This window comes from Caulobacter sp. HMWF025, assembly GCF_003060965.1.
Taxonomy (GTDB): domain Bacteria; phylum Pseudomonadota; class Alphaproteobacteria; order Caulobacterales; family Caulobacteraceae; genus Caulobacter.
Window position 1 is genome coordinate 1 of the sequence record NZ_QAII01000103.1, and the last position, 18,729, is coordinate 18,729.

Below are 18,729 nucleotides of genomic sequence, written 5' to 3' on the forward strand. Positions count from 1 at the left end.
GTGCAGTGAGGAGTTCTCGGTCGGCATGGGACATTTCTCGATCATGTCGCTGAGAAGCGACGCCCGCAAGAGTTCGCCCGCCGCCCCCCTCACACCGCCCGCATCAGCCCCGCCAGCGGATGTTCGCCGAGGCCCTCAGCCGCGCCCAGCCGGTCGGCCGGGGTCTTGTTCTGGGAGAGCTTGAAGGTGCCCTCCAGCCGCTCGACGAACAGCCGGCCGCCGATAATGCCGCGCAGCATCGCGTCGAACTTGCCCGGGGCCATCTTGTCGCGGGTCCAGAGCGGCTTGGGGGCGAGGCGGGCCTCTTCCTGCCGGGACAGGTCATCCAGCTGGGCGACCAGTTCGGCCTCGTCGAGCACGGCCACCGCGCCCTCGGCCTCGACCGACAGATAGTTCCAGGTCGGCACCTGGTCGGCGCTCTCGTACCAGTCGGGGCTGACATAGGCGTCCAGCCCCGTCGCCAGCAGCACCGCCCGGAAGCCCTGGACCAGATGCGGTGCCAGGGCATTGCCGCGCGACAGGTGGAAGTCGATGGCCAGTTCGCCCTGGATCTCGCGCACCACGACCGGGGCCTGGGCCACGAAAGGACGGCCGCCGATGCCGGCGGCCAGGGTCACGAACGGATGCGCGGCCAGGAAGGCCAGCAGGGTCTCGCGATCGTCGACCCGGAACGCCGGAGCCGGATGCATCAGTCACCCGCCCGCAGCAGGGCCACCAGCCGGGCGCGGGTCTCGCCGTCGGCGATGCCGTCGAAGCGGCTCTGCAGCCAGTGGCGCTGAAAGGCCCCGACCACGGTGGCCGTCCAGTCGTCATACTTGCCGGTCGGGGCGCAGTCATAGCCCAGCCGGGTCAGGCCGGCCTGCAAGGCAAAAACGCCGGTCCCCTCTTCGCCCACGCCCAGAGGTGCGCCGGGCGACGGCGGCGGCTCAACCCACAGGCCGTGGCCGCTTTCGGCCAGGCGCTTCCACGGAAACAGCTCGCCCGGATCGATCTTGCGGGCCGGGGCGATGTCGGAATGGCCGAGGATGCGGCTGTCGGAGATCATCCAGCGCGAGCGGATGTCGGCCAGCAGGTTGATCACCGCGGCGATCTGCGCGTCGGGAAAGGCGCGATAGCCGAACTCGTGGCCGGGATTGACGATCTCGATGCCGATCGAGGCCGAGTTGATGTCCTTGACGCCCTTCCAGAAGGCGGCCCCGGCATGCCAGGCGCGGCGCTCCTCGGCCACCAGGCGGAAGATCCGGCCGTCTTCCTCGACCACATAGTGGGCGCTGACCTTGGCCTCGGGATCGCGCAGCCGCTCGATCGCCGCCTCGCCGGTCTCCATGCCGGTATAGTGCAGGATCACGCCGTCGGGGATCGCCTTGCGGGCATCGAAATTGGGCGACGGGGCCTCGATCACGGGCAGGGTCATTCGGAGCGGTTTCTCATCAGCAGGAGCAGCGGCATGACCTGGTTCTTGCGCAGGGCGATGATCAGCACGCCCAGCAGGGCCAGCGCCGCGCCGATGCCCATGCGGAGGTCGAAATGGTCATGGGTGATCAGCACGCCGAGACCGATGGTCATCAGCGGGGTCATCAGGGTCAGGGGCGCAATCAGATTGGCCTCATAGCGCTGGATCAGGCCGTAGTAAGCCGTGTGGCCCACGACCGAGACCACCAGGGCCGAAAACACCACCGCAGCCACAAAGGGCCAGCCGGCCTGGAGGGCTGCGCCCGCCGCGCCGGGTTCGGTCAGGCCGCTCAGGGCCAGCAGCGGCCAGACCGACGAGAAGCCGACCCAGGCCTGGAACTGCAGCGGCTTGATCCCTTCCATCTGTTTCATCATCACCGCCCCCAGCGAGCCGGTGAAGGCCGCCGCCGCGATCAGCCACAGCCCGGGCGACAGCTCGAACCCGTGCGGGCTCCACATCACCGTCACGGCCCCGGCCAGGGTCAGGGTGATGCCCAGGCCGCGCTTCCAGCGGATCTTTTCACCCAGCATCAGCACCGACAGAAGGGTGGTGAACGGTACACCCAGCTGGATGATGACCGAGGCGGCCGACGGCGAGGCGGTCTTGAAGCCCATGAACAGCAGGGCGAAGTTGCCCGCGCCCATCAGCAGCCCGACCAGCACGATGCGCCAGGTCGGACGCGGAGCCGGCAGCAGCCAGGGCAGAGTGGCCAGGGCGACCAGCCCGAACCGCACCGCCGCATAGGCCAGCGGCGGCACGCCCCAGTGGGCGACCACGATCTTGGAGATGATGTTGTTCCCGGCCCAGAGCAGACAGATCAGGACCAGGACGCCGAAATCGCGCAGGGACATGCCCCTCGCATACGCTCACCGGAGCGGGGTGCCAATGAAAACCGACCACGGCCATCAAAGCGAAGGTTGACGTAACGGCGAAACCGCCGTCTCATTCCTGAACAATGATCAGATAAAAATGTCCGGATCCAGCCGGACGTCGGTCAGGGGCGGGGAACGCAATGAAGACGGAACATTTCGACGTTCTGGTGGTGGGTGCAGGCCTGTCCGGAATCGGCGCGGGCTATCATCTGAAGACCCACTGCCCCGGCAAGACCTATGCGATCCTGGAAGGCCGCGCGGCCATCGGCGGGACCTGGGACCTGTTCCGCTATCCCGGTATCCGCTCCGACAGCGACATGTACACCCTGGGCTATTCGTTCAAGCCGTGGAAAGCCGCCAAGGCCATCGCCGACGGGCCCTCGATCCTGGACTATGTGCGCGAGACGGCGACCGAGCACGGCATCGACCGCCACATCCGCTTCGGCCATCACGTCAAGCGGGCCAGCTGGTCCAGCGACACCGCCACCTGGACGGTCGAGGCCGAGCATGACGGCCAGACCGTCAGCTTCACCTGCGGCTTCATCTATATGTGCGCGGGCTATTACAACTATGCCTCGGGCTATACGCCCGACTTCCCCGGTGCCGAGACCTTCAAGGGCCGCATCGTCCATCCGCAGCAATGGCCTGAAGATCTCGACTATTCCGGCAAGAAGGTCGTCGTGATCGGCAGCGGGGCCACCGCCGTGACCCTAGTGCCGGAAATGGCCAAGACAGCCGGCCATGTCACCATGCTGCAGCGCTCGCCGACCTATGTGGTCTCGCGCCCGGCCGAGGACGGCATCGCCAACTGGCTGCGGGCCAAACTGCCGGCCATGACCGCCTATGGCATCACCCGCTGGAAGAACGTGCTGTTCCAGCTGCTGTTCTTCAACATGGCCCGCAAGAACCCCGGCAAGACCAAGGAGCGCCTGCTGGGCATGGTCCGCGAGCATCTGGGCCCGGACTACGACGTCGCCACCCATTTCACGCCCAGCTACAATCCCTGGGACCAGCGCCTGTGCCTCGTGCCGGACGCTGACCTGTTCGACTCAATCAAGTCGGGGGCAAGCTCGGTTGTCACCGACCACATCGACACCTTCACCGAAACCGGCATCCGGCTGAAGTCGGGCAAGACCCTTGAGGCCGACGTCATCGTCACGGCCACGGGCCTGCGGATGCAGCTGCTCAGCGACATGCAGGTGGTGGTCGACGGCGCCGTCCAGGACCTGTCAAAGGCCATGAGCTATAAGGGCATGATGTTCAGTGACGTGCCGAACCTGGCCTCGGCCTTCGGCTATACCAACGCCTCCTGGACCCTGAAGGCCGACCTGACCAGCGAGTACATCTGCCGCCTGCTCAATCACATGACACGGACGGGCACCGACTCCTGCACCCCGCGCATCACCGACCCGGACATGGAGACCGCGCCCTGGCTCGACTTCTCGTCCGGCTATGTGCAGCGCGCCATGGAGAAGTTCCCCAAACAGGGCAGCAAGGCCCCGTGGAAGGTGCACCAGAACTATGCCCTCGACCTGATGACCCTTCGGCTCGGCAAGGTCGAGGACGGCGTCATGGAATTTGGCCGGCGCAAGGTGAAGGCGGCGGCCTAGGACAGGGGGGCCTCAGGCCTCGCTGACGGCAATTTCCATCCACACCGCGTGGCTCTGGCCCGGGGCCAGGGTCACGATGCCCGTCTCGCCCGCCCCGAACGGATTGGGCCGGCTGGCGCAGGGTTCAACGCAGTAATAGGCCTCGCCCGGCGGCACATAGACGTGCAGCCAGCGACACGCCGGCGAGGCTGTGATTGTGGTGGTCGGCTGGCCGGGGGCGGACAGCGTCGCCGTCTGCGTCCAGCCGGTATAGCAATGATCGATCAGGCCCGGATGGCCCTCGACCGCAGCGCCGGCGGCCCAGTCAGGACCCCAGACGCCCGCATGATGCTCGGTTGGCAGGACGTCGTCATCGATCATCCAGACCCCGTCCACCGACGCGGTCAGAACCTCGCCGGGGCGGCGCGGGAAATAGGGGTGAAAGCCGAGCCCCGCCGGCATCGGCGTGTCGCCGGTATTGGTCACCGACAGCTCGAGCCTCAGCCTGGTCTCGGTCAGGCTGAAGCGCTGCTCGGCGCGGTAGGCCCAGGGCCAGTCACCGGCGGGGTGGTCATAGGACAGCACTGCCTGTCCGGCCCCGGCCGACGAGGTGCTCCAGGGCGCGCGCCAGCCCTGCCCGTGCAGGGCATGGGGATGATCGCCGAGATTGGGCGGCAGGGTGACCGTCTGACCCTCGAAGCCGAACCGGCCGTTCGGGATCCGGTTACAGAACGGCACCAGCGGGAAATGCGAGGTTTGCAGCGCGTCCTCGGCCCCGGGGGCGGCGAGCTGCAGGATCTCTCGACCGGCCACGCTGAAGCGTCGCACCGCACCGGCGACATCGGGGATGAGTTCAAGGCGCGCCGCGCCGGAGTCGAGGACGATCATGGGCCTTCGGTATGGTCATTCTGGATGCCGAGGCAAGCCCCCCGATGTTAGCGGTCCCAGACGCGGAGCGCTTGCGCAGGGCCCCACCGGAAGGGTTAGGCTCGACCATGGTCGAAAAATGCTCCGCAGCTGCTGCAAGACGCATGGCGCTCGCCGCCCAGGGCTTTGGCCGGGCCAGGCCCGCCGCACCCGGCCGTCGCCATGTGCTGTCGACGATCGAAGCGCTGGGCGTGCTGCAGATCGACTCGGTCAATGTCGTCTCGCGCTCGCATTACCTGCCGCTGTTCTCGCGCCTGGGCGACTATCCCCGCGCCCTGCTGGACGACCTGGCGTGGGGGCCATCACCGGTTCTGGCCGAATACTGGGCCCATGAAGCCTCGCTGATGCCGCAGGGCCTGCATCCGCTGCTGCGCTGGCGGATGGCCGACGCCCGGGCCGGCGTCGGGGTCTGGAAGGGCGTGGCCCGGTTTTTCGACAGCCATCCGGAAGTCATCGCCGGAGCCCTCGACGAAATCCGCCGGCGCGGGCCGCTGTCGGCCGGCGAGCTGGAAACCGGTGCCAAGAAGGGCCCCGGCGGCTGGTGGGGCTGGAGCGAGGCCAAGCGGGCCGTCGAGTGCCTGTTCTGGGCCGGGGACCTGACCACCGCCACCCGGCGCACCGGCTTCGAGCGGGTCTATGGCACGCCCGACCAGGTGCTGCCCCTGTCTGTTCTGGAAACGCCGACCCCGGACCGGGCCGAGGCCCATCGCGCCCTGATCGTCCGCGCGGCCCGGGCCATGGGCGTGGCGACGGAGCGCGACCTTCGGGACTATTTCCGCATGGGTCCCGCCGAGACGCGGGCGGCGATCGCCGAGTTGGTCGAGGCCGGCGAGTTGGTTCCGACGGCCGTGGAGGGCTGGGAGACCCCGGCCTTCATGGCGGCTGGGGCGGCCTGTCCGCGTCGCATCACCGCCCATGCCCTGCTGTCGCCGTTCGACAATCTGATCTGGTTCCGCGAGCGCGCCGAGCGGCTGTTCGGCGTAAGGATCCGCCTGGAGATCTACACGCCGGCCGCGCGCCGGACCCATGGCTATTATGTGCTGCCGTTCCTGCAGGGCGAGGCAATCACGGCCCGGGTCGACCTGAAGGCCGACCGCAAGGCCGGCGTCCTGTGGGTCCAGGCGGCCCATGCTGAACCACTGGCCGATGCGAAAACTGCGCTGGCCCTGGCGGCCGAGCTGCGGCGGATGGCCGGCTGGCTGGGTCTCGACGCGGTCGAGGTAAGGCCTGCGGGCGACCTGGCACCGCATCTGTCAGCGGCAGTGCAGGCCTGACGTCGGCAGGGCTGGACGGTTCGCCGCAGTTCAGGAAAGCGGGATCAGGCGACCTCGCGGGCCTCGTTCAGGCACTCGCTGATGGCGCGGGCGCAGCCGGGAATGCCCAGCGCGCCGACGAAGGCCATGGCCACGGCCCCCACCAGCATCAGCGGCTGGAACAGCAATGTCACCCACTGGAGGAAGCGCATAGGGTCTCTCCGCAAAGCCCGAACGGTCAGCCTTGTTCCGACTCAGTAAGCCCAAAGCATGACAATTGTTCCGGACCCGAACGGAAAAAGTCCTGCTACGGCGCGATGACGGTTTGGGCCGGGCTGTCGGACAGATCATAGGCCTGCCGGGCCTGTTCAAGGCGGTCCAGCTTGGCGTGCAGCGGGGCCCAGTCGTCGTCTGCGGCGATCGGGGCCCACAGAGCCTCAACCTCTTCAATCAGCAGCTCTTCCGGCTCCGGGCGGCCAAAAACCGGGCTCGTCAGTCGCTCGGGCCGGTCGGGCTCGAAGGCCGAAAGCGCGTGACGGAAGGCCAGGAACGGCGGCTCGCCATAGAGGGCTGCGCGCGGCCCGTCCAGCGCCCGGGCTTCCGAGGCCGGACCGCCGAACCAGTCAAAGAAGAACGGCTCCCAGCGCAGGGCATCGCCCCCGCCGGCCAGGGCCTGAAAGGCGGCCGTGACCAGGGCGATGTCAGCGGCCTCCCCCCGCGACCTGACCCCGAGGCGTCGGAGGATCGCCTCGCGCAGCGCCGCGCGGTAGGCGTCGGAAAAGCCGTTGAGGCCCGCCAGCAGGCCCTCCTGGCCGGTCACCTGGACCAGGGTCGCGGCCAGCTGCTGCAGGTTCCAGAACACCGCCTCGGGCTGGCGGCCGAAGCTGTAGAGCCCCGAATGGTCGAAATAGGCGGCCGTGAAGTTCGGATCATTGCGCGGCAGGAACCGCCAGGGGCCGTAGTCGAAGCTCTCGCCGGTCACCACCATGTTGTCGGTGTTGAGCACCCCATGGACAAAGCCGGCCGACATCCAGCCGGCCAGCAGGCGGGCACTGGCCCGGACGACGGCGTCCAGCAGGACCGCCGGCCGGTCGGGCGCGTCAGCCAGGTGCGGATAGTAGGTCTCAACGGCATGATCGACCAGCCGGACGATATTGTCCGGCCGCTCCAGGGCGGCTTGGCGCTGGAAGGTGCCGAAGCGCAGATGGCTGTGCGACAGCCGGGTCAGGACCGCCGAGCGGGTCGGGCTGGGCTCATCCCCGCGCTGCAGAGACTCGCCGGTCTCGATCAGCGAGAAGGCCCGCGAGGTCGGCACGCCCAGCGCCTCCAGCAGGGCCGGGGCGAGGATTTCCCGCACACCGCCCTTCAGGGTCAGCCGGCCGTCGCCCTGGCGGGACCACGGCGTCTGGCCCGAGCCCTTGGTGGCCAGGTCCAGCAGCCGGTCACTCCCCGCTTCCCGTAACTGGGCGAACAGGAAGCCGCGTCCATCGCCCAGGTCGGGATTGTAGCTGCGGAACTGATGGCCGTGATAGCGCATCGCCAGGGGGCCGGGCTGATTGCCCGGCAGCGGTCGGAAGCGGCCGAAGGTGGCGATCCAGTCGGCCTCGCCGAGGCCGTCGAGGCCTACGGTGGCCGCAGCCCGGTCGTTCCGGAACCGGAGGATGTTGGTCGGGAAGTCGGCTGCCGAGACCGGGTCGGAAAAGTCCGGACCCAGAGTCATGAAGCGCGGGTCGGGGCGATAGGCGTCTGAAAGGTTCATCCAGGCCAGATGGGGCCCCGGAGCCGTCAATGGCAAGGCCGGTTCCCCGTTTTCCGCAGGGTTGGAATGGCCGTCGAGCCGTGTCGCTTCTGGGCAACAGCCCCTGCAGATCCTTTGGCGCACAAGGGTTTATACTTGCCCTGCGCGGGCACGCTCCCTAACTCTCTGACGTCCGTTCGAACAACCGTTCGTGCGAGTCCAATCAAAATCAGCCGCAGGCGATGCAAGCGCTCGCGGCATAACGAACCGAGGTAGGAAATGCGCTTTACCCAGGTGCTTTGCGGCACGGCGTCTGCCGTCGTGCTGGCCGGTCTGTCCACCGCTGGCGCCGCTCAGGCCCAGGAAACCGACATCCCCACCGTCGACAGCATCGTCGTCACCGCCCAGAAGCGCGAACAGAACCTGCAGGACGTGCCGGTCGTGGTGACCGCCGTCGGCGCCAAGCTGCTGCGCGACACGGGCGTCAAGGACATCAAGGATCTGACGATCCTCACCCCCGGCCTGACCGTGACCTCCACCACCTCGGAAGCCTCGACCACCGCCCGCGTGCGCGGCGTCGGCACCGTCGGTGACAACCCCGGCCTGGAAAGCTCGGTCGGCGTGGTGATCGACGGCGTCTATCGCCCCCGCAACGGCGTCTCGTTCGGCGATCTGGGCGAAATGGACCGCATCGAAGTGCTGAAGGGCCCGCAAGGCACCCTGTTCGGCAAGAACACTTCGGCCGGCGTCATCAACATCGTGACCAAGGAGCCGGAGTTCGGCTTCGCGGCCGATGCCGAAGCCACCGTCGGCAACTTTAACGCCCACGGCCTCGCCGCCTCGGTGACCGGCCCGATCATGGGTTCCGACAAGGTGGCGGGCCGCCTCTATGTCGCCGCCCGCGAGCGTGACGGTTTCAACGACGTGATCAACGGCAAGAAGCCCAGCAGCAACCGCAGCCAGGACGCCGACCAGGGCTTCTACACCGTGCGCGGCCAACTGCTGTTCGTGCCGGACGACACCTCGACCTTCAAGCTCATCGGCGACTACACCCGTCGCGATGAAAACTGCTGCGGCGCCGTGCAGATCCGCACCGGCCCGACCGCCGGCATCCTGAACCTGGTCAGCGGCCAGGTCGCTCTGGCTCCGACCGCCAAGCCCTATGACCGCGTGGCCTATTCAAACCGCGGTGCCCCCTCGGCCATCGAGGACAAGGGCGTCTCGCTGGAAGGCAAGATCGACCTGCCGTTCGGCGAACTGACCTCGATCACCGCCATCCGCAACTGGCGCACCGACAACGGCCAGGACAGCGATTTCACCACCGCTGACCTCACCTATCGCGTCAAGGACGGCACGAACTTCAGCGAGTTCACCACCTACACCCAGGAAGTCCGCCTGGCGGGCAAGACCGGCGACCTCGACTGGCTGGCCGGCGCGTTCCTGGCCGACGAAAAGCTCGAGACCGGTGGCAACTTCCTGTTCGGCAACGACTACGAACAGTATCTGGGCCGACTGCTGTCGCGCTCGACGGCCAATCCGGCCGGCATCGCCAACTTCGTGTCGATCCTGACCGGCCGCGCGCCGGGCACGACCTTCGCCGGCGGCCAGGGTCTGCGCGATACCTACAGCCAGCGCGCCAAGACGATCGCCCTGTTCACCAACAACAGCTACCAGTTCACCGAGGCCTTCAGCCTGACGGCGGGTCTGCGCTACACCTCGGAAAGCAAGGAAGTCGACAGCTTCCAGACCAACACCGACGGCGGCGTCGGCTGCGGCATCGCGCTGACCCCGGCCGGTCAGGCCCGGATCGCCGGCATTGTCGGCGCTGCGGCGACCCCGACCATCGTCGGCAACCTCTGCCTGCCCTGGGCCAACCCGCTGTTCAACGGCCGCGGCACGCACCAGGAGCGCAAGGACAAGGAATGGTCAGGCACCATCAAGGCGGCCTATCGCTTTACGCCTGAAGTGTTCAGCTACGCCTCGTTCGCCCGCGGCTACAAGGGTGGTGGCTACAACCTCGACCGCGCCCAGTCGTCGAACGGCCTGCCCAGCGGCGGTTCGGGCGTCGTGCCGGTGCTCGACACCTCGTTCCCGGCCGAGTTCGTCGACAGCTACGAAATCGGCGTCAAGAACACCCTGTTCAACCGCTCGGTGCTGCTGAACTTCACGGGCTTCTACCAGAAGTTCACCGACTTCCAGCTGAACACCTTCCTGGGCACCTCGTTCGCCGTGCGCTCGATCCCGGAAGTGACCTCGCAGGGCATCGACGCCGACTTCCTGTGGTTCACCCCGGTGCGTGGCCTGACCGTGCAGAGCGGCTTCACCTACGCCAAGACCGAATACGGCAATCAGAAGGTCCCCAACGACCCGACGAACGCCCTGTCACAGCTGCCGGGTAACCGCCTGTCACTGGCCCCGGAATATTCGGGTTCGGCCTCGCTGACCTACGAACACCCGGTGGGTGACAGCTACAAGGCCCGCTTCAATGTCGGCGCCAAGTATTCGTCGGACTACATCACCGGTTCGGACCTGTTCCCGCCCAAGACCCAGAAGGCCTATACGGTCGTCAACGCCCGCATCAGCTTCGGCGATGCGGACGACAAGTGGACGGCCGAACTCTGGAGCCAGAACCTGCTTGACGAAGAGTACACCCAGGTCGGCTTCAACGCCTTCCTGCAGGGCTCTTCGGGCCTGAGCGCCACGAACTCGACCTATGTCGCGGCGAACGACACGCTCACCTACAATGCGTTCCTGGGCGCGCCGCGCACGTTCGGCATGACCCTGCGCGCAAAGTTCTAACCGGGAGGGGATCCAGGCTGCAGCCAGACCACCCCGATCTGATCGGGGTGGCCATAACCCCAAAGGGGAAGGTCTGCTGTCCGGCTTTCGGATGAGGGAAGGGCGATCCGGGTGACCGGGTCGCCCTTTTCGTTTTGGGCTTTCAGACACACCCTCCTCGACGCACCCTGTCAGACAGATTCGCGGCGAGCGGGACGATCATGAAGACGATCAGGATACTGGGCTTCTGGATCTGTCTGGCCCTTGGTCTCGGGCTTGGTGTCCTGGCCCAGCGGCCACCGGCCCCCCTGTCGGATAAGGCCCCGCCCGGGACCTTTTCGGCCGGCCGGGCCATGGTGGATGTCCGGGTCATTGCCCGGAGACCCCACCCCACCGGATCGGCAGAGATCGCCCGGGTGAGGGATCACCTCCTGACCCGGCTCGGTGAGCTCGGGCTCGAGGTTTCCATGCGACCGGGCGAGGGGCAGGCCGCCTATTCCCGGGACGGGCGAGCCCTGGGCGTGGCGGCTGTCCAGAACGTCGTCGGCGTCCTGCCGGGCCGTGATCGCGAGGCCCCTGCCGTTCTGGTCATGAGCCACTATGACTCGGTCAGCAACTCGCCGGGTGCCGCAGACGACGGCATGGGTACGGCAGCCGCTCTCGAGATCGCGCGCGCCCTGAAGACTGGCGCGAAGCCCCTTCGCGACGTGATCTTCCTGTTCACCGACGGCGAGGAGGTCGGCCTCATGGGGGCCGATGCCTTCTTCGCCCGCGACCCCCTGGCCGCGCGGGTCGGGGTGGTGGTGAACATGGAGGCCCGCGGCGATTCCGGTCGCGTGGCCATGTTCCAGACCGGCCCGGAGAACGGCACCCTGCTGGCCCTGATGGCGCGCACCGCCCTGGGCCCCTCGGCCAATTCCCTGGCGTCGACCGTCTACGAAAAGATGCCCAATGACACCGACTTTACCCATGCCCTGGCAGCCAAACGCCCGGGCCTGAACTTTGCCCTGATCGACAACCAGCTCGCCTATCACACCCCCCTGTCCACCCCGGAGCGTCTGAACCAGGGCAGCCTGCAGCATCTGGGCGATCAGGTCCTACCCGTGGTCCAGGCCCTGGCGCGCGAAACAGCCCTGCCGCCCAAAGCCCCCAACGCCATCTATTCGGACCTGCTGGGTCTGATCCTGATCCACTATCCCGCCCCGGTGGGCTGGGCCCTGCTGGCCCTGGCCGCCGGCCTGATCGGGTTCAGTGCCGCTCGGGCGATCAAGGGCGGGGCCACCACGCCGCTCCAGCTGGCCCGAGGCCTGGCGGGAAGCCTGTTGCTCACCCTGGCCGCGGCCCTGGTCCTGCACCTGACCGGACGACTTCTGGCCGTCGACAGCGGCCAGAGACTGTATGACATCCTGGGCCGGTTTGACCTGCTGCTATGGGGCGCGGCGGCGCTCGGCACCGGGGCCGGGCTCCTGATCGTGACCGCCCTGGCGCGCGGCAGCCGGCGACTGTGGCCCAGCCTCCTGGCCCTGGCGCTCGGTGGCGCATGCAGTCTGGTCGGCGGCTTCGACCCCGTCGGTCTCGGCCTGGGCGCGGTCGTCGCTGTCCTGATCTGGGCCTGTCTCGGCCCCAAGACCGGAGTCATGGGGGTCTGGCTCGGGGGCCTCGCCCTATTGCTGCTGCTGTCGACGGCCGCCCAGGTCCTGGCCCCTGGGGCCACAGTCATGCTGGTCTGGCCGCTGCTGGTGGCCAGCCTTGGCGCGGCCCTGGTCCTCGCCCTCGGCGGCACGCGCGACCGTCGGGTCGCCCTGTTGCTTACCCTGGCGATCGGCCTGCTGGCCGCCCTGACCACCGCCCAGGTCACCGCCTGGGGCGGATGGACCTTCGCCGGCATCGGCCTGATGGAGCCGGCGGTGCTGGCGGTCTTCGTCCTGCTGGCGACCCCGGCCCTGGTGCCCCTGGCCTTCGACTTTGCCGAGTCCCCCTGGGGCTGGACAGGCGTAGGCCTGACCCTGGCGACGGGCCTTGGCCTCTGCGTCGCCGCCGGTCTCCCCGCCGCCTCGCCAGAGCGGCCCAACCTGACCGAGGCGCATCACCTTTCCGATCCGGGGGCCGGCAAGGCGTGGCGGGTCTCGACCCTGCCACAGCTCGATGCCTGGTCGCGAGCAACCATCATCGGCGACGGTGGGCTGGACCCTGTCCGGCAGGCCCTGCCCCCCTTTGTCAACGACCCGGTCTGGATGTCGGAAACCCGGCTGGTGACCGTGGATCCGCCGTCTCTGGGCGTGGAACGTTCGGGCGAACGCCTGCTGGTCCGCGTCATCCCCGGTCCGGGAGCCGAAGTCCTGACACTGAAGATCAGGGCGAATGCGGCCCTGAGCGATCCCCGGCTGAACGGCCGTCCCGTGACCCTCGCCTCGCAGCCCGGCGCTTGGTCCAGCGTGACCTATTTCGCGCCCGACCCCAACGGTGTGACGCTGAGCTTCACCACGCCGGCCAGGGGGCGGATCGAGGCAGCAGTCATGGAGTATCGTGACGGCTGGCCCGGCGAGGCCCGCGCGCCGTCCGCCAAGCCTTCGGACCTGATGGCCACGGGCATGTCGGACAAGACGGCAGTGATCGCCCGCGCATCCCTGGGCTGGTAGGCCCGGGGTCACTGATCCGGACCGTGCTGGTCTCAGATCGACCTTGGCGCGGGCCGGGTCAGGCGCGAAACCGGACGTATCAGGGTCTTGAGGCGCTGCTCGCGGGAAACGGGGCGCAGGATCACGGTCATCAGCCAGCTTCCTTCATGTCGATCTCGATGCCCTGCTCGCGAACCTTGCGATAGAGCGTCGAGCGTCCAATGCCCAGGCGACGGGCCACCTCGCTCATGTGGCCCGCATAGACCTCGATGGCGTGCTGGATCAGGTCGCGTTCGATCTCTTCAAGGGTCCGCAGGTGCCCCCGCTCGTCCAGGATCCGGACCGGTGCCTCGCCCGGCGCATTGGCCAGGGCGGCATGGGCCGCCTGCAGGACGGCCGGCAGGTTGGGCTCGGCGGCCGCGCAGCCGACGAGGGCCGAGACCGCCTCTTCGGGCGGCGGGGCCTGGACCCCGGAAATGGCCGGGAAATCGTAGGGCTGCAGATAGGGCGCATCGGCCAGGACGATGGCGCGATAGACGGTGTTTTCCAGCTGCCGGACATTGCCCGGCCAGTCGAAGGCCGTCAGCAGCGACAGGGTTTCAGGGGAAGCCCCGATCACCCGCTTGCCCTCTTCAACATTGAACCGCCGGATGAAGGCCTCGACCAGGGCCGGGATGTCGGTACGACGTTCGCGCAGCGACGGGGCCTCGATCGGGAAAACGTTCAGGCGATAATAGAGGTCCTCGCGGAACCGGCCCTGGGCCACGGCGGTGGCCACATCGCGATTGGTGGCCGAGACGATACGCACGTCGACCTTCTGCGAGCGCTTGGAGCCGATCGGATCGATCTCGCCTTCCTGCAGGGCCCGCAGCAGCTTGACCTGCATGTCGAGCGGCAGTTCGCCAACCTCATCGAGGAACAGGGTGCCGCCGTCGGCTTCCTTGAACTTGCCGAGGTGCTTGTCGGTGGCCCCGGTGAAGGAGCCCTTCTCGTGACCGAACAGGATCGACTCGACGAGGTTTTCGGGAATGGCGCCGCAGTTGACGGCCACGAAGGGCTTTCCGGCCCGCTCGGAGCTGCCGTGCACGGCCCGGGCGATCAGCTCCTTGCCGACCCCGCTCTCGCCGGTGATCAGAATGGGGATCGCGCTCTTGGCGGCCCGCTCGCCCATGCGCTTGACCAGCGTCATGGCCGGTGAGGTGCCGATCAGGTCGGCGAAGGTGGTGCGGCCCGAGACACGCTTGGACAGGCGTTCAACCTCGCCCTTCAGGTCGCCCATCGACAGGGCATTGCGGATCGACACGGTGATCCGCTCCGGGCTGGCGGGCTTGATGAAGAAGTCGGTGGCTCCGGCCTGCATGGCCTTGACCACGGTATCGACGCCACCGCTGGCGGTCAGCACGATCACCGGCTGGGTGAAGCCGCGCGCGCGCATTTCCTTGAGGGCGTCCTGACCGTTCAGCCCGGGCATGACAAGGTCCAGCAGGATGACATCCACGGCGGTGCCCGAGGCCAGGATCGCCATGGCCGCATCGCCGCTCTCGGCATGGGCCACGGCAAAGCCGTCCCGTTCGAGGACGGCCTGGATCAATCGGCGCTGGGTCGGATCGTCATCGACGACGAGGACCGTTTTGGACATCGAGCACACCCACCATAACCGGCCTCACCCGACATGGGGCACGGCTCTTGTTGCCTCGAAGTGATACACGCCGGGGGTAAAGGGCGAGTTTCGGAGAGGTATCCGGGTCCTTAACGGACGGGATTAACAAGATCTGACCAGAACAGCGCAAGCAGTCACGGTAGAGCCGGCCGAAAACCGGGGAAAGTCCCCAAGATCACGACACGGTTGTTCTTTCCAGCCGGCGTGCGGTCTCAGGCCGCCTCGAACCGCAGCGGGCCGCCCCAGAAGCTCTCGACGAGGCCGTTCTGCGGTCCTGGCGTGCCGGTGGTCAGGAAGGCCCGCGAGCCGCCGGTGCCCGGGTCGAGTTCCGGATGGCGTTCCAGATAGAGCTCCAGGGCGTCCGCTGTCGCGGCCGGCTGCTGGATCAGCGGCGTTCCGGCCGGCAGGGCGACCCGGAAGATGTCGGCGATGATTTCGTAGTGCGTACAGCCCAGCACCACCCGGTCCGGGAACCGGCCGATGCGGGTCTTCAGCGCCTGGACATAGCCGTCGACGGTCTGGGCCAGCTCGACCGCCCCGGCATCGGCCTCGATCATCGGCACGAGGTCCGGACAGGGCTGGGAGAACACCGCCAGGTCCTGCTTGCGCTTGTCGATCTCGATTTCATAGACGCGCGAGCGCGCCGTGGCCGGCGTTGAGAACACGCCGAGTACATCCAGCTGCTCCACCTTGTCGCCGCGTCGCTCGGCTTCGTGCTCCCAGGGCAGGCCGGTGGCCGCCTCGATGGTGGGAACGATGATGCCCAGCACATTGACCGGTCGGCCCAGCGCCTTGCGATGGCCGGGCAGCCAGGTCTGCTGCAGACGGCGCAGGGCGATGGCGCTGGCGGTGTTGCAGGCCAGGACCACGAGGTCGGCGCCCGTGTCGAACAGGCGCTCGCAGCCGGCCCGGGTCAGATCGACAATCTCCTCGCCGGTCCGACCGCCATAGGGCGCGTTGGCCTGGTCGGCCAGATAGGTGAAATCCGCCTGCGGGAGGCGTTGCACGAGGGCGCGGTGGACCGAGAGGCCGCCCACGCCGGAGTCAAAGACGCCGATGGACATGCCAAAGCTTTAGACGCGGCGAAGCGCTTCGTCCACGCCCCGAAAAGGTTACGGTCCTGTCATGTGACGTAGCGCCAGGACCGGCCTAGGGTCGCTTGCAACATCCATCGGAGACGATCCGTGCAACGTCGTACCTTCCTGGCCTCGGCCGCCGCCACCGGCGTCGCGGCCGGCCTCAATCCCGCTTTCGCCTTTGCTGCGGACACCAACCCCATGCTCGCCAAATGGACCGGCCCCTATGGCGGCGTGCCCGCCTTCGACAAGGTCAAGGTCGCCGACTTCAAGCCCGCCGCCGAAGCCGCCATGGCCAAGAACCTCGCCGAGATCGACGCCATCGTCGCCAATCCGGCCCCGCCGACCTTCGAGAACACCATCGCCGCCCTGGAAGACAGCGGCCGGGCCCTGTCGGACTTCTACTGCTATTACGGCATCTGGGGCTCGAACATGAGCTCGCCGGAGTTCCAGAAGGTCGAGGAAGAACTCGACACCAAGCTGGCCGGGCTGGGCGACAAGATCACCCAGAATGCCGGCCTCTTCAAACGCATCGAGGCGGTCTACACCGCGCCGGAAAAGGCCCGGCTGACGCCCGAGCAGCAGCGCGTGCTGTGGATCTACTACACCAACTTCGTGCGGGCCGGGGCCAAGCTGGATGCCAGGGCCAAGGCCCGGGTTGCAGCGATCAATACCGAAATGGCCGGCTACTTCACCAAGTTCAGCCAGAACCTGCTGGCCGACGAGAACACCTATATCGAGCTGAGCGAGGCCGACCTGGTCGGCCTGCCGGACTCGCTGAAGGCCAATGCCGCCTCGAGCGCCACCCAGCGCAAGCTTCCCGGCAAGTTCATCATCGTCAACACCCGCTCCAGCGTTGACCCCTACCTGACCTATTCGCCGGTGCGCGCCACCCGCGAGAAGGTCTGGAAGGCCTTCGTCAATCGCGGCGATAACGGCGGGGCCACCGACAACAATGCCCTGATCGGCAAGATCCTGAAGCTGCGGGTCGAGCGCGCCAGGCTGCTGGGCTACCAGACCCACGCCCACTGGCGGCTGGAAAATGCCATGGCCAAGACGCCGGACAGCGCCATGGCCCTGATGGAAGCGGTCTGGAAGCCGGCCATCGCCCAGGTGGCCATCGACGTGGCGGCCATGCAGGCCATCGTCGACAGCGAAAAGGGCGGCTTCAGGATCGAACCCTGGGACTATCGCTTCTATGCGGAGAAGGTCCGCAAGGCGAAGTACGACCTCGATATGAACGAGGTGAAGCCGTACATGCAGCTGGACAAGCTGCGCGAAGCGATGTTCTGGGCCTCGGGCCAAGTCTATGGCTTCGAATACAAGAAGGTCGAGGGCCTGCCGGTCTATCACGAGGACATCACCGTCTATGAGGTGACCCGGGCCGGCAAGCATGTGGGCCTGTGGTACTTCGATCCCTATGCCCGCGAGGGCAAGCGCTCGGGAGCCTGGATGAACGCCTATCGCACCCAGGAGCGGTTCCGCGGCGAGATCACCACGATCGTCTCGAACAATTCCAACTTCATCAAGGGCGCACCCGGCGAGCCGGTGCTGATCTCGTGGGACGACGCCACCACCCTGTTCCACGAGTTCGGCCACGCGATCCATGGCCTCAACGCCAATGCCACCTATCCGACGGTGTCGGGCACCAATGTCGCGCGCGACTATGTGGAGTTCCCCAGCCAGCTGAACGAGCACTGGCTGCCGACCAAGGAGGTGCTCTCCAAGTTCTGCGTGCACTACAAGACGGGCGAGGCGATCCCCCAGGCCCTGGTCGACAAGATCAAGGCCGCGGGCACCTTCAACCAGGGTTTCGACACCACCGAGTACCTGGCCAGCGCCCTGATCGACATGAAGCTGCACCTGGCCGGCGACGTCGACATCGATCCCGATGCTTTCGAGCGGACGGAGCTGGCCAAGCTGAACATGCCCAAGGAGATCGTCATGCGGCACCGCACGCCGCAGTTCGGGCACGTGTTCTCGGGCGACGGCTATTCAGCCGGCTATTACAGCTATCTGTGGGCCGACACCCTGACCGCCGACGTGGCCGAAGCCTTCCAGGAGGCTCCGGGCGGCTTCTATGACAAGCCCACCGGCCAGCGCCTGTACGAGACCATCATGTCGAAGGGCAATTCGGTGGATCCGGTCGACCAGTTCAAGGCCTTCCGGGGCCGCAACGTCAAGATCGGGGCCCTGATGCGCGACCGGGGCTTCCCGGTTCCGCCGGGGGCCTAGAAGCGACGCCTAAAGCCTGTCAGCCCGGAAGCCTCGCAGAGGCTATCCGGGACCCAGGGGCCGCCGCACAGCGTTGGCTCCTGGGTCCCGGCTCTCCCCCCGGCTTTTGCCGGGGTCCGGCCGGGATGACAGGATTGAAGTCGGCGCGTGACCCTGTGTGCTCAGGCGCAGATCAAACCGGGAGGTTTCATGGCGTTAGTGCGAAGCACCTTAGCCTCGATCATGGCCCTGGCGCTCCTGGTCTCCACCGCCCACGCCCAGACCGTCGAGCTGACCCCTGCCGACCCGGGCAGCGCCGTCGTGTCCGAACTGCTGGTCGTGGCCCGGCCGCCGGGGCCGGCCCTGTGGCTGGTCGAGAAGGGCGGGGCAAGGCTCTATGTCGTCGGCTCGGCCGCCCCCCTGCCCCACCAGCTGGCCTGGCGCAGCCCGCGACTGGAACGGGCGCTCGACAAGGCCGACCTGCTGCTCTCGCCGCCAGAGGCCTCGGTCGGCCCCGGCCAGATCGCCGGCTTTCTGCTGAAGGGCGGGGC

General features: G+C 67.5%; 14 protein-coding genes. 6 read left to right on the forward strand and 8 right to left on the reverse strand.

Features of this window, described 5'->3' with window-relative positions; genetic code table 11:
• Positions 1-89 precede the first annotated feature (89 nt).
• Genes DBR10_RS11080 through DBR10_RS11090 form a run of 3 tightly spaced genes read right to left on the reverse strand, consistent with a single transcriptional unit; the run spans position 90 to position 2,304 of the window.
• Positions 90-689, reverse strand: coding sequence for an FMN-binding negative transcriptional regulator (locus DBR10_RS11080; RefSeq protein ID WP_108503610.1), 600 nt, complete (start codon positions 687-689; stop codon positions 90-92).
• Entirely contained in the window at positions 689-1,414 is a 726-nt protein-coding gene (locus tag DBR10_RS11085) for an N-acetylmuramoyl-L-alanine amidase (protein WP_108503611.1), read from the reverse strand. The genes DBR10_RS11080 and DBR10_RS11085 overlap by 1 nt, the downstream gene beginning before the upstream one ends.
• Positions 1,411-2,304: a DMT family transporter gene (locus tag DBR10_RS11090; protein ID WP_108488443.1), complete on the reverse strand. Its 894-nt coding sequence runs from the start codon at positions 2,302-2,304 to the stop codon at positions 1,411-1,413. Before DBR10_RS11090 ends, DBR10_RS11085 begins: the two co-directional genes overlap by 4 nt.
• A gap of 161 nt (positions 2,305-2,465) precedes the next feature.
• Here DBR10_RS11090 and DBR10_RS11095 point away from each other — a divergent pair, with 161 nt between their 5' ends.
• A complete protein-coding gene (locus tag DBR10_RS11095) occupies positions 2,466-3,935 on the forward strand; it encodes a flavin-containing monooxygenase (RefSeq protein ID WP_108556342.1) in 1,470 nt (489 codons plus the stop codon).
• A 12-nt stretch (positions 3,936-3,947) separates the two neighbouring features.
• On the opposite strand, the gene DBR10_RS11100 is transcribed toward DBR10_RS11095, so the two are convergent.
• Complete coding sequence (locus DBR10_RS11100; protein WP_108556343.1) at positions 3,948-4,802, reverse strand: aldose 1-epimerase; 855 nt, start codon at positions 4,800-4,802, stop codon at positions 3,948-3,950.
• A 143-nt stretch (positions 4,803-4,945) separates the two neighbouring features.
• On the opposite strand from DBR10_RS11100, the gene DBR10_RS11105 reads away from it, so the two are divergent.
• Positions 4,946-6,115 carry a winged helix-turn-helix domain-containing protein gene (locus DBR10_RS11105; protein ID WP_272482607.1) on the forward strand — a complete coding sequence of 390 codons (1,170 nt, stop codon included), beginning with the start codon at positions 4,946-4,948 and terminating at the stop codon, positions 6,113-6,115.
• 44 nt (positions 6,116-6,159) lie between these two features.
• Here DBR10_RS11105 and DBR10_RS19320 read toward each other — a convergent pair whose 3' ends face one another.
• Together DBR10_RS19320 and DBR10_RS11110 are read right to left on the reverse strand one after the other, a co-directional pair.
• A complete protein-coding gene (locus tag DBR10_RS19320) occupies positions 6,160-6,306 on the reverse strand; it encodes a hypothetical protein (RefSeq protein ID WP_199223657.1) in 147 nt (48 codons plus the stop codon).
• A gap of 95 nt (positions 6,307-6,401) precedes the next feature.
• Positions 6,402-7,853 (reverse strand): protein adenylyltransferase SelO, encoded by a 1,452-nt coding sequence (locus DBR10_RS11110; protein WP_108506224.1) that lies wholly within the window; start codon positions 7,851-7,853, stop codon positions 6,402-6,404.
• Between the two features lie 258 nt (positions 7,854-8,111).
• On the opposite strand from DBR10_RS11110, the gene DBR10_RS11115 reads away from it, so the two are divergent.
• A complete protein-coding gene (locus DBR10_RS11115) occupies positions 8,112-10,631 on the forward strand; it encodes a TonB-dependent receptor (protein WP_108506184.1) in 2,520 nt (839 codons plus the stop codon).
• Between the two features lie 200 nt (positions 10,632-10,831).
• Positions 10,832-13,249: a M20/M25/M40 family metallo-hydrolase gene (locus DBR10_RS11120; protein WP_108506185.1), complete on the forward strand. Its 2,418-nt coding sequence runs from the start codon at positions 10,832-10,834 to the stop codon at positions 13,247-13,249.
• A 130-nt stretch (positions 13,250-13,379) separates the two neighbouring features.
• Here DBR10_RS11120 and DBR10_RS11125 read toward each other — a convergent pair whose 3' ends face one another.
• The gene (locus tag DBR10_RS11125; RefSeq protein WP_108506186.1) at positions 13,380-14,867 is read right to left on the reverse strand and encodes a sigma-54-dependent transcriptional regulator; all 1,488 of its coding nucleotides are present in this window, start codon (positions 14,865-14,867) and stop codon (positions 13,380-13,382) included.
• Between the two features lie 233 nt (positions 14,868-15,100).
• Positions 15,101-15,952 carry a glutamate racemase gene (locus DBR10_RS11130; RefSeq protein ID WP_108506187.1) on the reverse strand — a complete coding sequence of 284 codons (852 nt, stop codon included), beginning with the start codon at positions 15,950-15,952 and terminating at the stop codon, positions 15,101-15,103.
• A 120-nt stretch (positions 15,953-16,072) separates the two neighbouring features.
• On the opposite strand from DBR10_RS11130, the gene DBR10_RS11135 reads away from it, so the two are divergent.
• Together DBR10_RS11135 and DBR10_RS20005 are read left to right on the forward strand one after the other, a co-directional pair.
• Positions 16,073-18,199 (forward strand): M3 family metallopeptidase, encoded by a 2,127-nt coding sequence (locus DBR10_RS11135; RefSeq protein WP_108506188.1) that lies wholly within the window; start codon positions 16,073-16,075, stop codon positions 18,197-18,199.
• A 189-nt stretch (positions 18,200-18,388) separates the two neighbouring features.
• The coding region (locus tag DBR10_RS20005; protein ID WP_233243377.1) for a TraB/GumN family protein at positions 18,389-18,729 on the forward strand (341 nt) is incomplete at its 3' end.

Coding starts and splice junctions, on each gene's coding strand:
- DBR10_RS11080 (WP_108503610.1), bottom strand. CDS start 689: ATGCATCCGGCTCCGGCGTTCCGGGTCGACGATCGCGAGACCCTGCTG.
- DBR10_RS11085 (WP_108503611.1), bottom strand. CDS start 1,414: ATGACCCTGCCCGTGATCGAGGCCCCGTCGCCCAATTTCGATGCCCGC.
- DBR10_RS11090 (WP_108488443.1), bottom strand. CDS start 2,304: ATGTCCCTGCGCGATTTCGGCGTCCTGGTCCTGATCTGTCTGCTCTGG.
- DBR10_RS11095 (WP_108556342.1), top strand. CDS start 2,466: ATGAAGACGGAACATTTCGACGTTCTGGTGGTGGGTGCAGGCCTGTCC.
- DBR10_RS11100 (WP_108556343.1), bottom strand. CDS start 4,802: ATGATCGTCCTCGACTCCGGCGCGGCGCGCCTTGAACTCATCCCCGAT.
- DBR10_RS11105 (WP_272482607.1), top strand. CDS start 4,946: ATGGCGCTCGCCGCCCAGGGCTTTGGCCGGGCCAGGCCCGCCGCACCC.
- DBR10_RS19320 (WP_199223657.1), bottom strand. CDS start 6,306: ATGCGCTTCCTCCAGTGGGTGACATTGCTGTTCCAGCCGCTGATGCTG.
- DBR10_RS11110 (WP_108506224.1), bottom strand. CDS start 7,853: ATGAACCTTTCAGACGCCTATCGCCCCGACCCGCGCTTCATGACTCTG.
- DBR10_RS11115 (WP_108506184.1), top strand. CDS start 8,112: ATGCGCTTTACCCAGGTGCTTTGCGGCACGGCGTCTGCCGTCGTGCTG.
- DBR10_RS11120 (WP_108506185.1), top strand. CDS start 10,832: ATGAAGACGATCAGGATACTGGGCTTCTGGATCTGTCTGGCCCTTGGT.
- DBR10_RS11125 (WP_108506186.1), bottom strand. CDS start 14,867: ATGTCCAAAACGGTCCTCGTCGTCGATGACGATCCGACCCAGCGCCGA.
- DBR10_RS11130 (WP_108506187.1), bottom strand. CDS start 15,952: ATGTCCATCGGCGTCTTTGACTCCGGCGTGGGCGGCCTCTCGGTCCAC.